This window comes from Ruegeria sp. CF5 (genome assembly GCF_056537325.1).
Genome location: NZ_JBQFRI010000001.1, coordinates 252,979 through 274,480 on the forward strand (window position 1 = coordinate 252,979; position 21,502 = coordinate 274,480).

20 protein-coding genes are annotated in these 21,502 nt (G+C 57.3%); 7 read left to right on the forward strand and 13 right to left on the reverse strand.

Features of this window, described 5'->3' with window-relative positions; genetic code table 11:
- Window positions 1-5 precede the first annotated feature (5 nt).
- The 5 genes from ntrX to dusB all read right to left on the reverse strand — a co-directional run bounded on the left by ntrX (window position 6) and on the right by dusB (window position 7,226).
- Window positions 6-1,415, reverse strand: a complete 1,410-nt coding sequence (gene ntrX, locus ACR0NW_RS01205; protein WP_170650147.1) for a nitrogen assimilation response regulator NtrX — start codon at window positions 1,413-1,415, stop codon at window positions 6-8.
- On the reverse strand, window positions 1,412-3,697 hold the full coding sequence (locus ACR0NW_RS01210; protein ID WP_480449339.1) for a sensor histidine kinase NtrY-like: 2,286 nt from the start codon (window positions 3,695-3,697) through the stop codon (window positions 1,412-1,414). Before ACR0NW_RS01210 ends, ntrX begins: the two co-directional genes overlap by 4 nt.
- A 99-nt stretch (window positions 3,698-3,796) precedes the next feature.
- Window positions 3,797-5,164 carry a response regulator gene (locus tag ACR0NW_RS01215; protein ID WP_480449337.1) on the reverse strand — a complete coding sequence of 456 codons (1,368 nt, stop codon included), beginning with the start codon at window positions 5,162-5,164 and terminating at the stop codon, window positions 3,797-3,799.
- Entirely contained in the window at window positions 5,164-6,246 is a 1,083-nt protein-coding gene (locus ACR0NW_RS01220; RefSeq protein WP_480791497.1) for a two-component system sensor histidine kinase NtrB, read from the reverse strand. The genes ACR0NW_RS01215 and ACR0NW_RS01220 overlap by 1 nt, the downstream gene beginning before the upstream one ends.
- Entirely contained in the window at window positions 6,243-7,226 is a 984-nt protein-coding gene (gene dusB / locus ACR0NW_RS01225; protein ID WP_480449333.1) for a tRNA dihydrouridine synthase DusB, read from the reverse strand. Before dusB ends, ACR0NW_RS01220 begins: the two co-directional genes overlap by 4 nt.
- Window positions 7,227-7,407: 181 nt before the next feature.
- On the opposite strand from dusB, the gene ACR0NW_RS01230 reads away from it, so the two are divergent.
- From ACR0NW_RS01230 to ACR0NW_RS01245, 4 genes are all read left to right on the forward strand, one after another.
- On the forward strand, window positions 7,408-8,538 hold the full coding sequence (locus tag ACR0NW_RS01230; protein WP_480449331.1) for a bifunctional 2-C-methyl-D-erythritol 4-phosphate cytidylyltransferase/2-C-methyl-D-erythritol 2,4-cyclodiphosphate synthase: 1,131 nt from the start codon (window positions 7,408-7,410) through the stop codon (window positions 8,536-8,538).
- Window positions 8,535-9,032 (forward strand): phosphatidylglycerophosphatase A family protein, encoded by a 498-nt coding sequence (locus ACR0NW_RS01235; RefSeq protein ID WP_480449329.1) that lies wholly within the window; start codon window positions 8,535-8,537, stop codon window positions 9,030-9,032. Before ACR0NW_RS01230 ends, ACR0NW_RS01235 begins: the two co-directional genes overlap by 4 nt.
- Complete coding sequence (locus tag ACR0NW_RS01240) at window positions 9,029-9,511, forward strand: CinA family protein (protein ID WP_480449327.1); 483 nt, start codon at window positions 9,029-9,031, stop codon at window positions 9,509-9,511. The genes ACR0NW_RS01235 and ACR0NW_RS01240 overlap by 4 nt, the downstream gene beginning before the upstream one ends.
- Window positions 9,512-9,708: 197 nt before the next feature.
- Complete coding sequence (locus tag ACR0NW_RS01245; protein ID WP_480449325.1) at window positions 9,709-10,890, forward strand: ammonium transporter; 1,182 nt, start codon at window positions 9,709-9,711, stop codon at window positions 10,888-10,890.
- Window positions 10,891-11,099: 209 nt separating this feature from the next.
- On the opposite strand, the gene ACR0NW_RS01250 is transcribed toward ACR0NW_RS01245, so the two are convergent.
- Together ACR0NW_RS01250 and ACR0NW_RS01255 are read right to left on the reverse strand one after the other, a co-directional pair.
- Window positions 11,100-12,398 carry an MmgE/PrpD family protein gene (locus ACR0NW_RS01250; protein ID WP_480449324.1) on the reverse strand — a complete coding sequence of 433 codons (1,299 nt, stop codon included), beginning with the start codon at window positions 12,396-12,398 and terminating at the stop codon, window positions 11,100-11,102.
- A 37-nt stretch (window positions 12,399-12,435) separates the two neighbouring features.
- Window positions 12,436-12,882, reverse strand: a complete 447-nt coding sequence (locus ACR0NW_RS01255) for a type II toxin-antitoxin system RatA family toxin (RefSeq protein WP_170650167.1) — start codon at window positions 12,880-12,882, stop codon at window positions 12,436-12,438.
- A gap of 73 nt (window positions 12,883-12,955) precedes the next feature.
- Between ACR0NW_RS01255 and hpt the strand changes: the two genes are divergently transcribed.
- On the forward strand, window positions 12,956-13,498 hold the full coding sequence (gene hpt, locus ACR0NW_RS01260; RefSeq protein ID WP_480449322.1) for a hypoxanthine phosphoribosyltransferase: 543 nt from the start codon (window positions 12,956-12,958) through the stop codon (window positions 13,496-13,498).
- A gap of 25 nt (window positions 13,499-13,523) precedes the next feature.
- Here the strand turns inward: hpt and ACR0NW_RS01265 are convergent, their stop codons facing one another.
- Window positions 13,524-14,666, reverse strand: coding sequence for an amidohydrolase (locus ACR0NW_RS01265; protein ID WP_480449320.1), 1,143 nt, complete (start codon window positions 14,664-14,666; stop codon window positions 13,524-13,526).
- The gene (gene lipA / locus ACR0NW_RS01270) at window positions 14,663-15,613 is read right to left on the reverse strand and encodes a lipoyl synthase (protein ID WP_170650175.1); all 951 of its coding nucleotides are present in this window, start codon (window positions 15,611-15,613) and stop codon (window positions 14,663-14,665) included. Before lipA ends, ACR0NW_RS01265 begins: the two co-directional genes overlap by 4 nt.
- 266 nt (window positions 15,614-15,879) lie before the next feature.
- Here lipA and ACR0NW_RS01275 point away from each other — a divergent pair, with 266 nt between their 5' ends.
- On the forward strand, window positions 15,880-16,428 hold the full coding sequence (locus ACR0NW_RS01275) for a redoxin family protein (protein WP_480449318.1): 549 nt from the start codon (window positions 15,880-15,882) through the stop codon (window positions 16,426-16,428).
- A gap of 19 nt (window positions 16,429-16,447) precedes the next feature.
- Here ACR0NW_RS01275 and ACR0NW_RS01280 read toward each other — a convergent pair whose 3' ends face one another.
- On the reverse strand, window positions 16,448-17,398 hold the full coding sequence (locus ACR0NW_RS01280) for a hydrogen peroxide-inducible genes activator (RefSeq protein WP_480449316.1): 951 nt from the start codon (window positions 17,396-17,398) through the stop codon (window positions 16,448-16,450).
- 65 nt (window positions 17,399-17,463) lie between these two features.
- Complete coding sequence (locus ACR0NW_RS01285; protein WP_480449314.1) at window positions 17,464-18,564, reverse strand: DUF6456 domain-containing protein; 1,101 nt, start codon at window positions 18,562-18,564, stop codon at window positions 17,464-17,466.
- A gap of 238 nt (window positions 18,565-18,802) precedes the next feature.
- Between ACR0NW_RS01285 and ACR0NW_RS01290 the strand changes: the two genes are divergently transcribed.
- Window positions 18,803-19,102, forward strand: coding sequence for a DUF6477 family protein (locus ACR0NW_RS01290; RefSeq protein WP_480449312.1), 300 nt, complete (start codon window positions 18,803-18,805; stop codon window positions 19,100-19,102).
- Window positions 19,103-19,111: 9 nt separating this feature from the next.
- Here the strand turns inward: ACR0NW_RS01290 and ACR0NW_RS01295 are convergent, their stop codons facing one another.
- Together ACR0NW_RS01295 and ACR0NW_RS01300 are read right to left on the reverse strand one after the other, a co-directional pair.
- Window positions 19,112-20,656 carry a trimethylamine methyltransferase family protein gene (locus ACR0NW_RS01295; protein WP_480449310.1) on the reverse strand — a complete coding sequence of 515 codons (1,545 nt, stop codon included), beginning with the start codon at window positions 20,654-20,656 and terminating at the stop codon, window positions 19,112-19,114.
- Between the two features lie 348 nt (window positions 20,657-21,004).
- On the reverse strand, window positions 21,005-21,442 hold the full coding sequence (locus ACR0NW_RS01300) for a GNAT family N-acetyltransferase (RefSeq protein ID WP_480449308.1): 438 nt from the start codon (window positions 21,440-21,442) through the stop codon (window positions 21,005-21,007).
- Between the last annotated feature and the right edge of the window lie 60 nt (window positions 21,443-21,502).

Below are 21,502 nucleotides of genomic sequence, written 5' to 3' on the forward strand. Positions count from 1 at the left end.
GCGGATTATTCCGCCGGCTCATGCTCGTCGACATGCGCAACACGTGCGCCAGATTTGTTTGATGTCACAACACCCAGCGACTTAAGCTTGCGATGCAGCGCGCTGCGCTCCATGCCGACGAAACTGGCGGTTCGACTGATGTTGCCCCCAAAGCGATTGATCTGAGTCAGCAGGTATTCGCGCTCAAAGGCTTCCCGCGCTTCGCGCAACGGCAGGGTCGCCAGCGCACCGGACAGGACAACGCGGCCATCCTCTTCGGCTTTGTCCTCTTCGTTCGGCAATTCGCGGGCCTCAATGGGACCCGTACTTTCACCAAGGATCAGAACGCGTTCGACCAGGTTCTTCAACTGACGCACGTTGCCGGGCCAGGCCATGGTCTGAAGAAGTGCCACCGCCTCCTCCGACAATTCCCGCACTGGCAGCCCCTGAGCTTCGTTGTGCATTTCAATGAAGTGCTGAGCCAGAACCGGAATGTCTTCACGCCGCTCCTCCAGAGAGGGGATCGGGATCGGAACAACGTTCAAACGATGATACAGCTCCTCGCGGAACCGCTCGGCTGCAATTTCAGCATCAAGATCCTTGTTCGTCGAAGAAATGACGCGCAGGTCCACCCTGACCTTGTCCGTGCCACCAACCCTTTGGAACTGCTGGTCCACCAGCACCCGCAGGATTTTGGACTGCGTTCCAAGCGGCATGTCCGCAACTTCGTCAAAAAAGACGATGCCGCCGTGCGCCTCTTCCAAAAGGCCGGGTTCGACGCCCCGTTCTGTAGTTTCCCTGCCGAACAGAACCTCTTCCATTCGCTCTGGCTCGACACCCGCACAGTTGACAGTAACAAAGGGCGCATTGGCCCTGTTGGAATGGGCGTGGATGTAACGCGCCGCAATTTCCTTGCCCGATCCGGCGGGGCCGCGCAGCATGACGCGGCCATTGGATTTGGTGACCTTGTCCAACTGGCCCTGCATCGCACGGAAGGATGCAGATTTTCCGATCATGTCCGAGCTGCTGACCTCTTTGCGCTTGAGCGCGGCGTTCTCGCGGCGCAGGCGCGAGGTTTCCATCGCGCGCCTGATAACAACCATCAGCTGGTCAATGTTGAACGGCTTTTCGATAAAGTCGTAGGCGCCCTGCTTGATGGCTGCCACGGCGATCTCGATATTGCCGTGACCAGAAATGATAACGACCGGAACGTCCGGATTGTCGCGTTTGACGGCCTTTAGAATATCGATGCCATCCATCCGGCTGTCCTTCAGCCAGATGTCCAGAATCAACAATCCCGGCGGCTCGGCGTTGATTGCGGCCATGCAATCGTCGGAATTTCCGGCCAGCCGGGTGGAAAAGCCTTCGTCCTTAAGAATGTCGGACACCAGTTCACGAATATCGCGCTCGTCATCTACGATCAGAATGTCGCTCATGTTGGGCCTGCTTTCATTTTGGTTTTAATTGCCTGCTTTGCTGGCGCTTCAGCGGCGGTCGAATTAACCCCCGGCAAACGGATCACGGCCATTGCGCCAAAATGGATCTGTCCGTCAAATACCGGTGCGTCCTCCAACGTCAACGCACCGCCATGTTCTTCGATAATCTTCTTCACAATCGGCAACCCAAGTCCGGTGCCCTCGTCGCGTGTGGTGACATAAGGTTCAAACAGCCGGGCACGATCTTCCGGCAGTCCGACCCCGTTATCTGCAATGGTGATCAGCGTATCACCGGATTCTTCCATTACCCGCACTTCGATCCGGGGCTTCAGATTTTCCGGCGCCCCTTTTTTCTTTAGTGTTTCAATTGCTTCACCAGCATTCTTGATAAGATTGGTCAGCGCCTGATTCAGCATCGTGGCATCCAGATCGCCCAGCATCGGCTGATCGGGCAGATATGCGTCAATCTGAACATCAGGCTGACCGGCCTGCTGCAACAACACGGCCTCGCGCACCAACTCGACAACATCTTCTTCATGACGGTCGGGTTCGGGCATCCGTGCGAACTTGGAAAATTCGTCAACGATGCGGCGCAGATCATTCGTCTGGCGCACGATGACATCCGTCATCGACTCAAGGCTATCGCAATCCGCCTCATCCAGTTTCTTGGCAAACTTGCGCTTGATCCTCTCTGCGCTCAGCTGGATAGGCGTAAGCGGGTTCTTGATCTCATGCGCAATACGCCGTGCGACATCCCCCCATGCCGCCATGCGCTGTGCACTGACAAGGTCGGTCACGTCGTCGAAGGCCACCACGTACCCCTCAAGGCCGCCGTCCTCGCCACGACGTGTGGCCATACGCACCAACAGATTCTCCAGCTGCCCTTTGCGCGTTACTTTAACCTCGCCCTGCACGGCCTCCTGATTGCTTCCCATCAGGCTGTCGAACAGGGGCAGGAATTCGGGCACGGCAATCCCAAGCGCCAGATTTTGCTCTCCTCCCGACCAGTCTAGCAGGCGCTCGGCCGAGCGGTTCACAAACGTGACGCACCCATCGGGATCGACGCCGACGACGCCCGAAGTTACCGAACTCAGCACTGAATCAAAAAGACGGCGGCGTCGCTCGATCTGGCGCGTATTTTCCAGCAGCGTGTCCCTTTGACCTTTGAGTTGTCGGGTCATCTGGTTGAAATAGCGGCCCAGCATCGCGATCTCGTCGTCACTGGCTTCTTCGATGACCTGAACATCCAGATCACCCGCGCCAACACGCTGCGCCGCTGTCGTCAGACGCCCGACTGGACGGGACAGACGCTCGGCAAACCACATCGCCAGCGACACGGCAGCCAGGATCAGAATGACCGCAAAACCCAGATATAGCAGGCCGAACTCGAACAGCACCCTGCCCCGTTCACTTTCCAGCTGCTGATAGAACTGAGCGGTTTCCTTGGTATCATCCAGCAGCGTCAGAAGCTCTCCGTCGACTTCACGGCTGACATACAGATAGCGGTCCAAATACGCCCTAAGCGGTACCAGAGCGCGAAATTCACTGTTCGCCCAGTCGTCAATGATCAGAATACCGGCGTCTTCGGCGTCCACGATCTGTTGTGGCGTGGGACGCTCAAAGTTGAACAAGTAGGACCGGTCGCCACGAGACTGAATCTCACCGCTGCCATCGATAACATATGCCTCTCTCAGGCCGCGCTGAATCTGCCCCTGTCCCTGTGCCAGAACTTCGCGCAGTTCCGCATCCGTGATGTAAAAATTCAATGACCGCGCATTGTCCAAAAAGCGCGCCAGAACCGTTGCATCCTGCATCAGCCCTTGGCGGTGCTCATGTTCATAAGCTTCAGCCGCGGTCAGCGAAGAACCAACGACCTGCCTTACACGATCCGAAAACCACCCTTCGAGGCCGATGTTCACCGTCAGTCCAGCGAAGATCGCGACCGTCACCGTCGGAACCAGCGCCAACAGCGTAAATGCGCCAATCAGGCGCAAATGCAGCCTCGAACCAGCCGATTTTGCCCGTCGCGCGGCGACCAGACTTGCCAACTGGCTGAGTACAAGCGCCGCAACAACCAGCACATAAACCAGATCTGCAAGGAGAATCAGCCTGAGTGTCGGAGCCGTCGCACCCAGATCGAAAGGACCGATGATCAGATAAGTTGCCAGAGTTAAAATCGGCCCAAGAACAACAAGCCCTAAGGTGCCGAAATTCCTCAGCCTTCGGGACTTGCGCCACCGATTGATCGATAGGATCGGCCCGTTCTGTGCCCGGGTTGCCACCGTCTGCCCTCATCCTGATGTGTCGCCGCAGCGACGTACCGCCATATATCGTGGTCCTTGCCGGGTGCGAACCCGGATGCCACGGTTTGTGTGGCGATATTACATCAGTTTGCGTCGGCGTGTCACCTGAATATCGAGATCGGTCACTTTTTTGCGCAACGTATTTCTGTTGATCCCGAGCAACTCGGCACATTTCGCCTGATTTCCGGCAGTTGCCTCAAGTGCAATTTCAATCAGGGGCGCCTCAACTTCGCGCAAAATCCTCTGATACAGCCCCGGCGGCGGTAGAATGTTGCCATGCAGATCGAAATATCGCCTCAGATGGCGCGCAACAGACGCAGATAATTTCTCGCGTTCGCCACCGCCCAGAATCGGTTCGGCTTCGGGTTGGCTGCCCAACACGGCCTCAACCTCGGCCCGGCTGATTTCGTCTGCGCGGCTGGTAAGGCTCAGGCGGCGAATGGCATTTTCCAGTTGCCGTACATTTCCGGGCCACGAATACCGGCGCATCAATTCGACTGCTTCGGCGCTGAGCCGCCGTATGGTGCCAGCATCGCGTTCTTCACGAACCAAAAAGTGTTCTGCCAGCAAGGGGATATCGTCCACTCTTTCACGCAAGGCCGGCACGTGGATCGTGGCGCCGCACAAACGGTAGTACAGGTCCTGCCTGACCCGACCATCCTCCATTGCTTCGGTCAGATCCGATTGGCTTGTCGCCATGAAACGGGGGACATGATCGCCGGGCGCATCCATCATGCGCACAATCCGCGCCTGCATTTCCTCGTCGATATCGCCGATCTCATCAATCAATAGAGTCCCGCCTCGTACCCGCGCCATGATCCGCGCGGGGCCCTCCAATTCCCTCAGGTCAGTGGCGGTGGCTGTCACGAAAGGCAAGGTGCGTCGGTCGGAAAAGTCGTGGATAGCGCGTGCAATCAGGGACTTGCCGGTGCCGCTTTCGCCCGAAATCATGACGGACAGATCGGTATTCATGACCCGCGCCACCAACCGATAAAGCGCCTGCATGACCGGGGTACGACCGACCAGAGGCAATTCTTCGGGGCGCTCGCTGCGTTCTTCTGCTGGCTCGGGTTGCGCGCGCAGTTTTTGCTCCAACGCCCGCGCTGTGCGTTTCATCAGATCCGGCAGGTCGAACGGTTTGGGCAGATAGTCATAGGCCTCGGCCTCGGCCGCCTGAATCGCCGTCATAATGGTGTTCTGGGCAGATATGACGATAACCGGTAGCCCGGGGCGATCCTCCGCAATCTTGGGCAGCATCTCCAAGCCGTTGCCGTCTGGCATGACCACGTCCGAGATCACCACATCCCCCTTGCCCTCACCCACCCAGCGCATCAGCGTGGTAAGTGAGGATGTGGCGTGTACCTTGCACCCTGCGCGGGTCAACGCCTGTGTCAGTACGGTACGGATCGTACGATCATCGTCTGCAACCAGAACTGTGCCATCCATCAGGTGTTCTCCTTATCCAGTCTTTCCAGCGGCGCGCGACGTAGCGACAGGCGGAACACGGTGCGCCCGGGCACCGAATCCACCGAAATCCAGCCGTTGTGGTCCGAAACGATCTTGCTGACCAAGGCCAGACCCAGCCCTGTGCCATTCTCCCGTCCGGATACGAACGGATCGAAAATGTCACCGCGGATATCTTCCGGCAGTCCCGGCCCGTCATCCAAAATCTCTATCTGCAAAGGCAGCGAATGCCCGGTTCCGTCACTGCGACGCAGGCGGAACGAATGTTCAAAGTAGGTGCGCAACCTGATCGTGCCGCCATCGGTTCCGGCGGCCTCGGACGCGTTTCTGAGCAGATTCAGCACCACCTGTAACAACTGATCCGGATCGCCGAAGGCCAGCGGCAGCGACGGATCGTAATCCTCGACAATTGTCATATGCGCACCAAACCCCAGCAAAGCCGAGCGACGCGCACGGTCCAGAACATCGTGAATATTGACGGGTTTGAAATCCGGCTCGCACAGGTTTCCGAATTGCTCGACCTGTTCCAGAAGCTTAACGATCCGGCGACTTTCTTCGACAATAAGGTCTGTCAGTTCAAGGTCTTGCGGCGGTATATTCATGCTAAGCAACTGCGCCGCCCCGGTGATCCCCGCCAAGGGATTCTTGATCTCATGCGCCAGCATTTCGGCCATGCCGATAGCCGATTGCGCAGCAGATTTGACGGTGTGGCTTTGCGTCATGCGCCCTGCCAGTTCGCGCGGGGAAATGATCATGATCATTACACCGGGATGCCCGGCCAGCGGTGCGATTTGCAGCGCACATTGCAGCGGCGCACGGTTACCTGAGCCAACGTCGACATCATTGACGAACAAAGGGGTCCCATGTTCTCTGGCGCGCAGAAAGGCCTCCTCCAGCGGCGCATCCACAGCAATCTGATCCCAGACCGGATGCCCAACAACGGACTTGCGCGAGGCATTCAGAAACCCCTCACCCGCAGAGTTCACATCCGCAATGCGATCTTCGGCATCAATGATGAACGCCGGAACCGGTAGTGAGGCCCAGATATCCTGATCCGAGGTCATGCGGCCTGCCCTACATCCGGAGCCAGCGCATCGCCCAGCAAGCGCATCACCTCGCCGGAATCACGCGAGGTCAGAACCACGCGGCGCAATGGCGCTGGCGTTTGCGCGCCATCCATGTACCAACCCAAGTGCTTACGGGCGACGCGCAAGCCAAGGTCCGGGCCGTAAAACTCCAGCATCGCCTGATAGTGTTCACGCACCATCTCGATTAAATCCGGGCCTTGCGGAATTTGTGGTGCACCGGCACCGTACAAATCATGGCATATCTGCGCCAACAGCCAGGGTTTGCCTTGCGCGCCGCGCCCCACCATGACCCCATCCGAACCAGAGTGATCCAGCGCCGTTCGCGCACTTTGGGTGTCAGTAATGTCACCGTTCGCGATGACCGGTATTGAAACAGTCTTTTTCACTGCCCTGATTGCCCGCCAGTCGGCGCGACCTTTGTAAAACTGGCATCGCGTTCGGCCGTGGATCGTTACCATGCGAATACCCGCGTCCTGCGCCCGGCGCGCAACCTCGGGTGCGTTCAGCAGGCTATCGTCCCATCCCAGACGCGTTTTCAGCGTCACCGGAATGTCCACAGCGTTAACGACTGCCTCGATCAGGGTCAAAGCATGGTCAGGCGTTTTCAGCAGGGCCGAGCCCGAGTACCCATTCGTGACCTTTTTGGCCGGGCACCCCATATTGATATCGATGACCCGGGCACCACGATCCGCTACCTGACGAGCGGCTTCCGCCATCCAATGCGCTTCACGCCCTGCCAGTTGCACTGCCGTGTTTTCAACATCAGCCGACAACTCTGCCCGCTCACGCACTCCGGGTTTGGCCTGAACCATCTCCTGACTGGCCACCATTTCACTGACAACCATGCCCGCACCAAAGCGCATCACCAGATCGCGGAAGGGACGGTCGGTGATTCCAGCCATGGGTGCCAGCAAAACGGGCGGGTTCAGATCCTTGTCGGCGAGACGCAGTTTCAAAGTGCCTAATCCTTGAGCAGTTGCGGGTTTGATATCGAATTTGCCGCATATGAACAACAAAACGGCGGGTCACAAGCCCGCAAAATTGGCGATCGCCTATTTTTTAGGCAAGTTTACGCGGGTGATTGCCTCTGCTTTCACCGCCCCCTAAACAAGGACCATCAGCAGGAGAGCTTGGCCTATGACAACCGCCGCCATTATTGTCGCCGCCGGACGGGGGCAGCGCGCCGGAGGCGGCGTACCCAAACAATGGCGCCCTCTTGCGGGCCGACGGGTCGCGGACTGGACGCTCGACAAGTTCCGGGACGTGGTCGATCTCATCGTGCTGGTTCTCTCGCCCCACGACGATTCTGCTTGGGCGGAGTTTAGCGATACAGACGTGATTCTTGCATCAGGTGGCGACAATCGCGCCGGATCCGTTTTCAATGGGCTACAGGCGCTGAATGATCGGAAAGTAACAAAAGTGCTCATACACGATGTTGCGCGCCCCTGTGTCTCCGGCCGGATTATCCGGGACGTTTTGGCGGCGCTTGACACCAACTCTTGCGCCGCGCCGGGGATACCCGTCACCGATGCATTGTGGACGGGAGAAGGGTCGCAGGTCACCGGCACACAGGACCGAAGCGGGCTTTTTGCTGCACAAACGCCCCAGGGGTTCCATTACGATGTCATTACAAAGGCCCATGCCGCACATCCGGGCGGCGCGGCGGATGATGTCGAAATCGCCCGCGCTGCGGGGCTTGATGTCGCAATCGTGCCCGGCGATGCAGACAACTTGAAAATAACCCGACCCGAAGATTTCACTCGGGCGGAACGGATATTGGGAACGGACATGGATGTAAGGCTGGGTAACGGCTATGACGTACACCGGTTTGGCGACGGTGATCATGTGATCCTGTGCGGCGTAAAAGTACCGCACGACCGGGGCCTTCAGGGTCATTCGGACGCTGATGTCGGAATGCACGCTATAACAGATGCGATCTATGGCGCATTGGCGCAGGGGGATATCGGACAGCACTTCCCCCCATCGGACCCGCAATGGAAAGGCGCGGCCAGCGAGATATTTTTACGCCACGCGGTCGAACTGGCGGCGCAGATGGGATATCGGATCTCGAACATCGACTGCACGCTGGTTTGCGAGTATCCAAAGATCGGCCCACACTCCCAGAAAATGTGCGAAGAAATGGCCAAAATCATGCAATTGCGAGCTGATCAGGTCTCTGTAAAGGCAACCACTTCCGAACGTCTCGGTTTTACTGGCCGCAGCGAAGGCATTGCTTCGCTGGCCACGGCCTGTCTGGTGAAGACATGAACGCTGCTCGGCTGATTGGAACGGTCTGCGGGGTCGGCTTTTTACGTCCGGCACCGGGGACATGGGGATCGCTGGCGGCCTTGCCGATGGTCTGGGTATTGCATGAACTTGGCGGCTTTCCCCTGCTTGTACTGGCGACATGCGTCGTTTTCATCGGAGGCCTTTGGGCCACCCGGATCATGACAGCCGGACAAACTGATCACGACCCGTCCGAAATTGTGATCGATGAGGTTGCAGGCCAGTTCATCGCCCTTTGGGCCATTTCCTATCCCGCCTGGGCCCATGGGATCGAAATTACAGCACTTTGGCCGGGTTGGGTATCAGGTTTCATCCTGTTTCGGCTGTTCGACATCACCAAACCGGGTCCTGTAGGTTGGGCCGACCGACGCGGTGATCCGCTGGGCGTCATGCTGGACGATGTGATCGCTGGTGTATTCGCCGCCATCGGTGTGGTAATTCTGGCGGGTATCTCACACGGGGTTCTGGGCCTGTGACTGTTGCCGAACTGCTTGAACGCGCCAAATCTCAGAACGTTATGATCGCAACAGCAGAAAGCTGCACCGGTGGCATGGTTGTCGCCGCGCTGACGGACATTCCCGGAAGCTCTGCCGTGGTCGACCGGGGTTTCGTGACCTACACGAACGGCGCCAAGCAGGACATGCTGGGTGTGCGCCGGAAGACATTGGAGACCCATGGCGCGGTATCCGAACAGGTGGCCCTTGAAATGGCCGAAGGCGCGATCAAACACTCGCATGCGCAACTGGCTGTTTCGATCACTGGCATCGCCGGCCCCGGCGGATCAGAGTTCAAACCCGAGGGGCGCGTCTGTTTCGGCCTCGCAGCTAGCGATCACCCGACACGTACTGAAACAGTCGAGTTCGGCGCGCTAGGTCGGGACGCAGTACGCATTGCCGCGCGGGATCACGCGCTTGGTTTGCTGGCTCAAGCGCTTTCACGCACCGCACAAAAATAAGGCACACCGCCCTTTTAGCTGCGAAATTAAGCGCCACTTGCAAAAAGGGCGCGGAAACTGGCGAAAAAATAGCGGGTTGCCTCTTTTTCCCGCACCCATCGTTCGCTTCAACACTCTCCACCACCACTCACTCAGCATCGATCCGCAATGAAATTAAGCGGATCGGCTCATCAGAAGCGGAAAAAGGAGAGCGGCCCATGAACGGAGCCGATACAGCCTGGATCATCGTCGCAACGGCACTGGTCCTTTTCATGACACTTCCCGGCCTTGCCCTTTTTTATGGCGGCCTTGTGCGTGCGCGAAATGTGCTGAGCGTCTTCATGCACTGTTTCACCATCGCCTGTCTGATGAGCATTCTGTGGTTGATTGCTGGATACTCCATCGCATTTGGCGAAGGTACATCGGGGCTGTGGGGCGGAATGGGCAAGGCATTCCTGAACGGTGTAGACGCCGACAGCCTGTCGGGCACCCTGCCCGAGGTTTTGTTCTTTGCCTTTCAGATGACATTCGCCATCATCACTCCGGCACTCATCGTCGGAGCCTATGTCGAGCGTGTCGGTTTCGGCTTTGTCGTGATCTTTTCCGGCCTGTGGATGCTGTTGTGCTATGCACCTGTGGTCCACTGGATCTGGGGTGGCGGCATCCTGACAGATGGTGGGATTCTGGGCGAAATCGGTGTCCGGGATTTTGCTGGTGGCATCGTGGTGCACGAAACCGCCGGTCTGGCTGCACTGATCATTGCCGTATTTTTGGGACCGAGGCGCAATCGTACAACGCCGCCGCACAACCCCGGTTTTGTCATGATAGGCGCCGCGATGCTGTGGGTCGGTTGGTTCGGTTTCAACGGCGGTTCACAGCTGGCTGCCGATGGTGGTGCCGCAATGGCGATGACCGTCACACATATATCCGCAGCTACCGCCTCTCTGACCTGGGCGCTTTGGGAGCGGATTAAATACGGTAAGGCCTCCTTGGTCGGTCTGGTTACCGGTACGATCGCCGGATTGGCCTCGATCACTCCGGCCTCGGGTTACGTCGATCCTGTACAGGCACTGATCATCGGAGCCGTCGCCGGTGTCCTGTGTCAGGAAGCGGTCAACGTTGTTCGCAACGTTCTCAAGATCGACGATACGCTGGACGTCTTTGCGGTTCACGGTGTTGGCGGTATTTTCGGCACCATTATGATTGCCGCCTTTGGCCTGGGAAGCTGGACCGCGCAGTTGGGTGGGCTGGTGATCGTGGGTGTCTTTACGTCAGTTATTACAATTGCACTGGTCAAGGCGGTTGCACTGATCACTCCGCTTCGCGTAGATGCCGAGACGGAAACAAATGGGCTCGACCTTTCGGTACACGGAGAGCGCGCCTATGACATGAGCAGCTGAGCCCACCTCAGCCAGCTCAGTGCCCGAAAGGGCCAAAGCGGGTCTCTTGGGGACCCGCTTTTTTTGGCTTCAATCTCAAAAGGGCTCTGCCCCCGGCGCCACAGGCGACCTGCCCGGAGTATTTTCAGCCAGATGAAAAAGGGACCCGTTCTTCATCAGGCCCCATTTCCTCCTGCCGGAGGTATCGCGCGCAGCGCGAACACACTGTTTCAACCGGCACTAAGGTATTCGGCCAGATCAGAGGCCCGGCCGCCCGTGCGCAACATTGACCAGATTTCGTCCGCATTGCTGGCACCGATGAGCTTTTCGGCCTTGTCCCTAACCCGGCGCTCTCGTTCAGCAAGGGATTGAGGCTGCAACAAGTCATGAAAAGCTTCGCGCCGAATCCCGTCGCGGCGCAGAAGGGATAGATGCGCCTGAGTTTCCGACAGATCCGGATCTGCTTCGACAGAAATTCGATTGCGCAACGAAATCAAACGAGGATCGGCGCACACAATATCGGAATAACTGTCCAGTCGCGCCGTATCATGACCCAAAGCCTGCATGGCGATGACAGTTCGGTATGAGAACTTGGCACCCAACCCGGTGGATGGCGCCGGTTCGTTGCATACGCTCATCCAGCGCGGATGTGTTCGGATTTTAATTTCCTGCACTTCGGGCTCGGCGATGTCCAGATCAAGTGCTGCTTCCAATGCCGCATGCAATCCGTGGCAGCAGGCGTGAAATTTATGACTGACCGTTTCAAACAGCCATTCAGCCCCCAGCCCTTCCAAAGCGGCACTGTCATCCATGGCGCCATGATGTGTGGCACCAAAGCCGAATTCACCTTCGAGCGCATACTCGTTCGGCTCAAAGCCGCGCTGAACCAGAAGCACGGCCTCAATACCCGAAGCGGCGGCGATACCGGCATTGTAGGGTTTGCCCATCGTGCCGAACTGCGCCTTGAGCCCCGATGCCCGTGTAGCGGTTAACCCCAAAACCTTCCGCATCTGGGTGGCATTCAGACCGGCCAACCGTCCAGCAGCAGCTGCCGCACCGAATGCACCCGCCGTTGCTGTCTGGTGCAAGCCTGCCTGATAATGGCTGCGTCCCAGCCAGAGACCAATTCGGATCGAAAGCTCCATACCCACAAGTGCGGCTTCGAGAAGGTCCACAAGCATATGATCGCGCCAGGCAGCCATTGCCAAGGCAGCCGGAAGCACCGCAACCGACGGATGCCCGATATGAGCGAAATGGGTGTCGTCATAGTCAAGCGCATGCGAAATCGTACCGTTGACCAAAGCCGCTCCGCGAAGTGGGGCGGCGGCGCCACCAAAGAGTTTCGCTTGTTCGGCCCCTTTCTCGTCCAGAACCATGTCGCGAACGATTCTCGAAACAGGCTCGTCCGCCCCTGCCCGGCCCACGGCCAGCCAGTCCAGCGCCGAAAGGGATGTGACGATACGCGCCTGGGAACTGGTTGAGATGGGGCCAGTCGCAAACTCGGAAAGGGCAGTGGTCAGATTGGTCATGGGCGCAGTTTAGCGCGCCATCCCGGCGGGTAAAGTCTCAGCCGTAGAGTTCCAAAGCCCGCTGTTCGAAAGCGCGTACGATCCTGTGCATGGCCTCGTTGAAGACAACCCCGATAATTCCCTGAAGGACGGCGTTTTTGAACTCAAAATCCACATGAAACGAGATGTTGCAGCCGCCATCGGGCGCTTCTTCAAAATGCCAGTCGGATTTCATGTATTTGAATGGTCCGTCCAGGTATTCCGTATCGATCTTCTTGTCTTTGGCAAACAACGTCACGCGGCTGCCGAACCGTTCCCTGAAAACTTTGAACGAGATCACAAGGTCGGCTTCCATAACCTCTGCCTCGCCAACCTCGAAAGTCCTGCGAATGCGCGCCGCAGCGCACCACGGCAGAAACTGAGGGTACTTGGCCACGTCCGCGACCAGATCGTACATCTGTTGTGCGGTAAAAGGCAGGTGGCGTGTTTCCGAGTGGATAGGCATGAGGTCTGGTATTTGCTAGATGACAATGGCGCGTCATGTCGTATGTTGCGCGCCAAAGATCAAGGGGGCAGCGATGAGCGACCGCGCATATGTGATTGATGAGATGATCTCGGCCAAGGCGATTGCTGCCCGAATTGAGGAACTGTGCCGCAAGATCACCGAGGAATTCGGCGATACAGACAAGCTGGTTGTCGTCGGCTTGTTGCGCGGCAGTTTCGTTTTCATCGCCGATCTGGTGCGCGAACTGGATTTGCCGATCGAAGTGGACTTTCTGGAAGCCTCATCTTACGGGGACTCTATGGAAAGCAGCCGTGAAGTGCGTATCCTCAAAGACTTGCGAGGCGCAATTGAAGGGCGCGACGTTCTGGTTGTCGAGGATATCGTGGATACCGGCCATACGCTGAACCACGTCACCCATCTGCTGCAAAGCCGTATGCCGAAGCGGTTGAAATCCATCGCACTGCTGGACAAGCCAAGCCGCCGCGAAGTCGATTTCCGGTCAGATTGGATTGGGTTCGAGATTCCCGACGAGTTTGTTGTCGGATATGGAATCGACTACGCACAGCGAAACAGGAACCTGCCGTTTATCGGAAAAGTCAGGTTTACCGGGGACTGATCGGATCGTCAGCGAAATCGCCTGATCACCCGCAGACGTCACGAATTGCAGCCAAAAATATGCCGGTGCCGGTTGGAATCAACTGATCGGGAAAGTCGTAGTCAGGGTTGTGCAACTGAGGATGATCCGTACCGGCACCCAACCAGAACATGGCCGATTTCGCGCTTTTGCCAAATTGTCCGAAATCCTCGGAGAATTTTTGCGGCGCATCGCTCAGACGTGTCGGAATGCCCGCCGACTGGCAGGCCCGTGTCAGATAATCGACCGCTTCGCTGTGATTGGTACAAGCTTCGAACACATCATCGTATGAAACCTCCGCTGACAAACCTTCGGCCGCGGACTCTTGCCGGACCAAGGCTTCGGCGTCCTCGATGAGTTTCGCCATACGCGCGTCCGAAACCGTGCGCAGCGTGACCCAAAGCTCTCCGTGTCCGGGTGCGACGCCGAATGTCGGCTCACCCAGATTCGCGTGCGTTAACGTCGTCAGTGCAAACTCGGCATCCAAAGCTCCGCCCTGCCCCAGACCTGCAAGCGCGGGCATAAGGCGTGCCATGGCCGCACCCGGGGAAAGACCGTCCTGCGGTGCAGCGGCATGCGATGTCTTTCCCGTCAGAACGATGCGCATTCCGCGCGACGCGCAGTTTGCAGGGCCACGACACAGTTCAACCGTTCCCAACGGAAGACCTGGCAGATTGTGCAAAGAAAAGACAACATCCGGCGCGATCTGACCAAATGCCGGATCGGCCCGAAATGACTGCGCCCCTTTGCCGGTTTCTTCGGCGGGCTGGAAAATCAGAATGACCCGGCCACGCTTTGGGCGGTTTTTGGACAACTCCTCGGCCACCCCCAGAACCATAGCCATGTGCCCGTCATGCCCGCAAAGATGCCCTTTGCCGGAAATCAACGAAGCATATGGAGCATCCGACACTTCCTGAATCGGCAACCCGTCCAGCTCACATCGGACAGCAACATCAGGCCCCTTTACCCCGCTGTCAAAAATCGCAGCGACCCCGTGTCCACCGATACCGGTCAACAGGTCATCCGGAGAGAACTGCCGGAGCAGTTCCGCAATTCGTGCCGCGGTGTTTTGCTCTTCTCCGGAAATCTCCGGATGTTGGTGCAATTCATGCCTCAGCGCAGTCAGCTGTGCATGCACCTCTGGCGTCATGCCTGACCCAGTTTTTTCTGACGCGCATCACGAAGGCGGGCAAAGTCATCGCCAGCGTGATACGAGGATCGCGTTAGTGGTGTCGCGGATACCATCAGGAATCCCTTGCCGTAGGCCGCCTTTTCGTAGGCGGCGAATTCTTCGGGCGTTACAAAACGATCCACACCGTGGTGCTTGGGTGTCGGCTGCAGATACTGACCAATGGTCAGGAAATCGATATCAGCCGCCCGCATGTCGTCCATAACCTGTCTGACCTGCTGCTCATTCTCGCCCAGTCCTACCATGATGCCGGATTTGGTAAAGATCGACGGGTCCAGTTCCTTGACCCGCTGCAACAGGCGCAGGGAATGGAAGTAACGCGCGCCCGGGCGAACCTCGAGATACAGGCCGGGAACCGTTTCCAGATTGTGGTTGAAAACGTCCGGCTTGGCCTCGACAACCGTTTCAAGTACTTCAGGGTCGCATTTCAGAAAGTCGGGCGTCAGAATTTCAATGGTCGTTTTTGGAGACCGGTGCCGGACCGCGCGAATGGTTTGGGCGAAATGCTCGGCCCCGCCATCCTGCAGGTCATCCCGGTCAACCGACGTAATAACGACGTGGTTCAAACCCAGTTTTTCCACCGCATGCGCAACACGCCCCGGTTCGAAAGCGTCCAATGCATCGGGGCGGCCTGTGGCGATGTTGCAGAAGGTGCATCCGCGCGTGCAAATCTCGCCCATGATCATCATCGTTGCATGACCCTGGCTCCAGCACTCGCCAACATTGGGACAACCTGCCTCTTCGCAGACGGTCACAAGGTTGTTGTCACGCATGATTTTGTGCGTGTCGGCATAGCCCTTGCCGCCAGGCGCTTTTACGCGAATCCAGCTGGGTTTTTTTGGCTGGGCATTGTCCTGACGATGGGCTTTTTCAGGATGTCTTTGCTCGGGGATTTTAAGATCACGCACCGGTGGTATTCCCTGACTTTGGGTCAATATGGCTACCCGTTAACATAAACTCACACGATCCGTTACACCAGCGACGCATGGCCGCTATGCAACGACACTCTGTCACAGCCGATATCCTGCGCGCGGGAGGGCAAATTTTCCGTTAAAGAGCAGACATTTCCACAACATTCACATCATTCGCCAATCACTGAATTTCAGTCGTTGAAGCGCGCTTAGAATCATTTTAAGGCAGGTGCCAAACACAGGTGAACCACAGGAGTTTGAATATGAAGTCTGGCGCAAATTTGCCAAACGTGACGTTCCACACACGGGTGCGTGACGAGTCGATCGAAGGCCCAAACCCGTTCCGTTGGGAAGACAAGACCACTGCAGACTACTTTGCAGGCAAGCGCGTGATCCTGTTCTCGCTGCCCGGTGCATTCACCCCGACCTGCTCGACCTACCAATTGCCGGGTTTTGAGAAGGGATATGAGGACTTCAAGGCCAAAGGCGTCGACGAAATCTACTGTATGTCCGTCAATGACAGCTTTGTCATGAACAAGTGGGCACAGGATCAGAACCTGTCGAACGTAAAAGTCATCCCCGATGGATCGGGTGAGTTCACCCGCAAAATGGGTATGCTGGTCGACAAGGACAATCTGGGCTTTGGCATGCGCTCGTGGCGCTATGCAGCCATCGTGAACAACGGTGTTGTTGAGGCATGGTTCGAAGAGCCCGGCCTGATGGATAACTGCCCCGAAGATCCATATGGCGTCTCTTCGCCGGAAAACCTGATGAAGCACCTTGATGAGGCGCTCGAGCCCGCGCTGGCCTGAAGCGACCAGTCAGACTGATTCAAAGGCTCGCCAGTGGCGGGCCTTTTTCGTTTCGTGTCCCGTCCACGATCTGTCGACCGACCCGGCGGATAACCTCGGCAAGTTCATCAAACCATTCCTCGCCAGTGGTCGAGGTCCGCCGCACCAAACCAACCGTACGCGCGGGTTGCGGCGTAGCAAAACGAAGCAATCGAAGGCCGGGGACCGCGCTGGTTTCGGCCTGCGCCGCCAGTTCGGGAATCAGCGTCATCCCAAACCCCTCGGCAACCAGTCTGGACAAGGTGGCAAGCGATGAGGCTCCCATATTTATCCGTGCGCTGGTTCGATCCTGCCCGCACACCTCAAGGGCCTGATCGGTCAGACAATGACCATCCTCCAGCAACATCAAATGGGCCGATTTCAGATCGGTCGGTCGTAACGCTTCCGGTCCGGAAGTCAAAAGCCTGAGCCGTGCCTCGCACCCGGCCAACAGAAAACGATCTTCGAACAACGGCTCGTCATGCATCCCGGCTACTGCTGACGGCAGCGCAAGAACTGCAGCGTCAATTTCCCCGTCACCTAGCATGCCCAGCAGCCGTTCGGTTCTGGCCTCGCGAATCTGGACGCGCAATGAAACATCCCCAGCCCGAAGAGCTGCCAACACGCCGGGCAGCAAATATGGCGCCATGGTTGGGATCAGCCCTAGCGACAGCGACCTGTGACCACCTGAATGATCCCGGGCAAATCGGTCCAGACGGTCCGCCTCGGCAAGCACGCGCCGGGCATAGTCCAGCACGTCGCGCCCCAGCGGCGTCAACAGGATGTCCCGGGCGCGCCGTTCGAACAGCGGCCCGCCCATCAAATCCTCAAGTCCCTTGATCTGAACCGACAGAGCGGGCTGCGAAACGTGGCACACCTGCGCAGCCCTGCCAAAGTTGCGTTGTTCGGCAACAGCCCTGAAGTACTGCAGTTGTCTGAGAGTGAAATTCATAACCGCTGATTATCAAAAACCCGCAAAACCACAACCTATTTCTATCCCCAGTATTGCGCTTCAGTCTATCCGATCATTCGATCCTGCATCGAGTTCGATTCATAATGGCGCTTGAGCCGCTGCAGAGCGATGCGCAGCACGATTTTACCCGACCGGGCCGACCAGCCCATGTGGCGTTCCGCCAACTCCAAGCCCTCCAGATAACAACAACACCGCAGCGCAACATCGCTGAGGCCCGGGCCGAGGTCGGACAATGCTCGGGCCACCCGGTCGCGGGCCTCTGAAGAACCGCCGACACTGTGCGCACCCGCGCCAAAACTCTCACGGTTGCATCCGGTCAGGAACCTGTCCCAATTCTGCGTGACCTGCGGCCCGACTTGGGACAATTCGAAATCTTCGCGCAAACGCTCACCTGCGCGGACCAGGGTTTCATCAAGAAATGGGTTACCGTCCCTGTCCCTGCGCCTTGCCAGCGCAACAAGCGGACTTTCAGCAACGCTGTAACGAATGCGCCGCGGACGTTCAGACTGTTCCTCGCGGTCATGCGCAAAAGCCCCTTGAGTGTCCGAAAACCCCATTTCGTTCTTCGCGCGGGCCTTATTCTCAGCTTCGGCCAACAAACTGCCCAGAGCACCCCGACCAGCGGCCGTAATACGATAGCGCGATATCCGGCCCGGATTCTCGCACGAAATCCAGTCCTTCAGCGCCAGACCCTGCGCAATCCGGCAGTCAACGACAGCTGTTTTGGTCGTGCAATCCTGCCCAACGTTTCTAACGACCACCGCCTTGTCCATATCTTCCGCAACCGCAAGAACCGATCCCGTTTCACACAGACGGCGCAAAACGCGCAATGCCTCGCGATTGAACTCTTCTTCCTTGGCGGAAAGCGGGTTTTGATCATTGGCAGCTTCCGGAGCTTTTTCCGGAGCGATCAGGCCTCCGATCGAAGGAAAATGGATTTCTGCCAGAGATTGCAGAGCGGCATCAACCAACGGATCGTCGCGGCGCGTTTCGATACGTCTGATCTGACGAAGGATGGTCGAAGCGTGGCATCCGGCCGATCTCGCCAAATCCCGGATCGACCGTCCAGCCTCTGTATGAGCAAGGTAACGTTGCGCGCCTTCGGGGACCCATGCCGGAACGGTGATTGCCATGCTGTTGTTCATATTTGTGAGCCCTCGTCGACAAAGAGTAAATCCCAATCGCCATTGGCATCAGAGTTAACAAAATCTACCTAGAGTTGCTTTTCTTACTTACTCGTTAATGCCTGATGGCGCGAACTAGAATTGATTCAAAAAGATAAACAGACGTGAAACCATCGTTCGCAAGTTCTTAATCTCAGGCAACACCCGCTTGAGTTGTGCAAATCATGACGCAAAGCAACTCTCTCAGACAGGAACAAACATGCAGGACATCATGTCAAAACTCTCGACACTCCGCCGCCCCCGCCTGTTGATCAGGGCCGCAAAAATAGGCGCGCAAGACTATTGCCGGGAACAGCATCTGCAAAGAATTCTGGGATATGGCGCGATACCCGGTCCAGGCTCGGCGCTTATGCGTCTGATGGATCTGGAGCGTGAGGTCGACATGAGTCGTCGTGATAACGATGCTGCCTACTCTCTGGTTCAGCATCTCGATCTGTTGATCGCCCTGATGGGTGAGGCGCAGCTGTTTCAGGCCAGCCGCGCCTCACAATATCGATAATTTCGCCGATTACATGAAGGCGTCGGGCATCGACGCTTTCTTTTCCGCCACATATTCGTTCAGTGCGGCGGTGGTATCGGGGTTCATCTGCGGCTGCTGATAGTTGGCCAGCAAGTGCTCCACCCGTGATGAAGCCAGTGTCCGCGTATCCCGCGCACCTTCCTCTTCCCAGGTTTCAAACGGCTTGTAGTCCAGCAAATCGGTTTTCCAGAACGCATCCTTGAAGTTCGCCTGCGTGTGGGCACAGCCAAGATAGTGGCCACCCGGCCCCACTTCGCGAATTGCGTCCATTGCCTGCGCGTTGTCATCATAGGCAACGCCCCTGGCCAGACCGTGTAGTACACCCAGCTGGTCGGCATCCATGACGAATTTCTCGAAATCGGCGACCAGCCCGCCTTCGAGCCATCCACACGAATGCAACATGAAGTTCACGCCGGCCATCAGACCCATGTTGAGCGAATTTGCAGTCTCATAGGCTGCCTGAGCATCGGGCAATTTGGAACCGCAGAACGATCCGGCTGAACGATACGGAACGCCCAGACGACGGGCCAACTGACCCGCACCATATGTGATGTGCGCGGCCTCTGGGGTGCCGAATGTTGGCGCGCCCGAGTTCATGTCGATGGAAGTCACGAACGCACCAAAGATTACAGGTGCCCCTGCGCGAACAAGCTGGCTGTAGGCGATACCGGCCAGAACCTCGGCCAGAACCTGTGTCAACGTTCCTGCTACCGAAACCGGCGCCATAGCACCGCCAACGATGAACGGCGAAACGATGCAAGCCTGGTTGTTCTTGGCATAAACTTCCAGCGCTCCCATCATCACGTCGTCGAAAGTCATCGGCGAGTTGATGTTGGTCAGCGATGTCATCACGGTATTCTGCTGGACAAACTCCTTGCCAAACAGAATCTCGCACATCTCAACCGAATCCTGCGCGCGGCTGGGATCGGTAACGGAACCCATGAACGGCTTGTCCGACAGAGTCATGTGCGCCATCAGCATGTCGAGGTGACGCTTGTTCACCGGAATATCGGTGGGTTCGCACACAGTCCCGCCCGAATGGTGCAGCCACTTGGACATATAGGCGAGCTTCACGAACTTGTTGAAGTCGTCCATCGTGGCATAGCGACGTCCGCCATTCAGATCACGAACGAACGGAGGACCGTAGACCGGGGCCAGCACCAGATTGCGCCCACCGATGACAACGGATTTCTCCGGATTGCGGGCGTGCTGGGTAAAGCTGCTGGGCGCAGTCTCGCACAGTTTGCGAGCAAGTCCGCGAGGGATACGAACACGCTCGCCGTCGACATCCGCCCCGGCAGCGCGCCAGCGCTCCAATGCGGCAGGATTGTCAACAAAATTGACGCCAACTTCTTCCAGAATCGTTTCCGCGTTGGCCTCGATGATTTCGAGCGCCTCGTCATTGAGAATTTCGAAATTGGGAATGTTGCGTTCGATGTATTTTGCAGTCTCGATCCGGACTGCGGTGCGCTCGGCCCGTCTGGCGGCACCGCCGCCGCCGCGACCTTTGCGCCGGGTGTTTGCCTCTGCCATGCGTTAATCCCGTGTTGTGGTTTGACTTGCAGAATTTGATACAGGATGGCCAAAGTCCTCAGACCATGGATTGCGGCGCTATAGGGGGAAAAGCGACATGACCGCCGCTTTCGGAAGTCTTTGACGCTCCTCCCGCATTTGAATGTTAATGAAATAGGACAAAAATCCCGAATATCTCAGCCCCAACCGAAATCGGCACGGTGTCTGAATACCCAACACTGTTCTCTTCAGATGTTTGGCGGCGATCTACGCTTGGACGGGCACTTTTAACAGCACATTGTGGCAGGCCATCTGGGAAACTGACCTTGCGGACGCCAGCCAGATACCGGTCGCAGCGTTGGTCCGAGGTCAAAGATCTTTGGACATCGTGACCTTGTTCTCGTTGATATCGATTTCGACCCAGCCCAGATGCCGATACATTGATCTTGTTTCCTGCATCAATCTGTGGGTCTTCAGCTCCATTCGGCTGGCCCCGTTGGCCCTGGCCTTTTGTGCGATCAGCTCCAGAAGCTTGCGCGCCACGCCCTGTCCCTGCTTGTCTGGCCAGACCGCAAGGTTGAAAATCATGGCAGTTTCACCCTTCTGCAGCCAAACAACGACACCCAAAAGCGCGTTGTTTGCTTCGGCAAGAATGACCCGGTTTGCCTCTACATCTTCGGCGATTCCATCCGTCACGTCTGGAATATCAGAAATCTTGCTAACAGCGTCGGCATAGGCTGCTTTTATGCATGCGATGATCGCTTCAACGTCTTCCTGCACTGCTTTTCGAAATTCCATCGCGGGCATGATGTGCGGAATCCTTGTTGCTTTCAGGTACGTGGCCACAAACGACCTTATTCTGCTTGC

Bases quoted from the DNA above. Each gene is read 5' to 3' on its own strand.
- ACR0NW_RS01285 (WP_480449314.1), bottom strand. From the start codon at position 18,564: ATGAACAACAGCATGGCAATCACCGTTCCGGCATGGGTCCCCGAAGGC.
- ACR0NW_RS01280 (WP_480449316.1), bottom strand. From the start codon at position 17,398: ATGAATTTCACTCTCAGACAACTGCAGTACTTCAGGGCTGTTGCCGAA.
- ACR0NW_RS01275 (WP_480449318.1), top strand. From the start codon at position 15,880: ATGAAGTCTGGCGCAAATTTGCCAAACGTGACGTTCCACACACGGGTG.
- ACR0NW_RS01235 (WP_480449329.1), top strand. From the start codon at position 8,535: ATGAACGCTGCTCGGCTGATTGGAACGGTCTGCGGGGTCGGCTTTTTA.
- ACR0NW_RS01295 (WP_480449310.1), bottom strand. From the start codon at position 20,656: ATGGCAGAGGCAAACACCCGGCGCAAAGGTCGCGGCGGCGGCGGTGCC.
- ACR0NW_RS01265 (WP_480449320.1), bottom strand. From the start codon at position 14,666: ATGACGCCAGAGGTGCATGCACAGCTGACTGCGCTGAGGCATGAATTG.
- ACR0NW_RS01230 (WP_480449331.1), top strand. From the start codon at position 7,408: ATGACAACCGCCGCCATTATTGTCGCCGCCGGACGGGGGCAGCGCGCC.
- hpt (WP_480449322.1), top strand. From the start codon at position 12,956: ATGAGCGACCGCGCATATGTGATTGATGAGATGATCTCGGCCAAGGCG.
- ACR0NW_RS01245 (WP_480449325.1), top strand. From the start codon at position 9,709: ATGAACGGAGCCGATACAGCCTGGATCATCGTCGCAACGGCACTGGTC.
- ntrX (WP_170650147.1), bottom strand. From the start codon at position 1,415: ATGAGCGACATTCTGATCGTAGATGACGAGCGCGATATTCGTGAACTG.
- ACR0NW_RS01300 (WP_480449308.1), bottom strand. From the start codon at position 21,442: ATGCCCGCGATGGAATTTCGAAAAGCAGTGCAGGAAGACGTTGAAGCG.
- ACR0NW_RS01215 (WP_480449337.1), bottom strand. From the start codon at position 5,164: ATGGATGGCACAGTTCTGGTTGCAGACGATGATCGTACGATCCGTACC.
- ACR0NW_RS01290 (WP_480449312.1), top strand. From the start codon at position 18,803: ATGCAGGACATCATGTCAAAACTCTCGACACTCCGCCGCCCCCGCCTG.
- ACR0NW_RS01255 (WP_170650167.1), bottom strand. From the start codon at position 12,882: ATGCCTATCCACTCGGAAACACGCCACCTGCCTTTTACCGCACAACAG.
- ACR0NW_RS01250 (WP_480449324.1), bottom strand. From the start codon at position 12,398: ATGACCAATCTGACCACTGCCCTTTCCGAGTTTGCGACTGGCCCCATC.
- ACR0NW_RS01220 (WP_480791497.1), bottom strand. From the start codon at position 6,246: ATGACCTCGGATCAGGATATCTGGGCCTCACTACCGGTTCCGGCGTTC.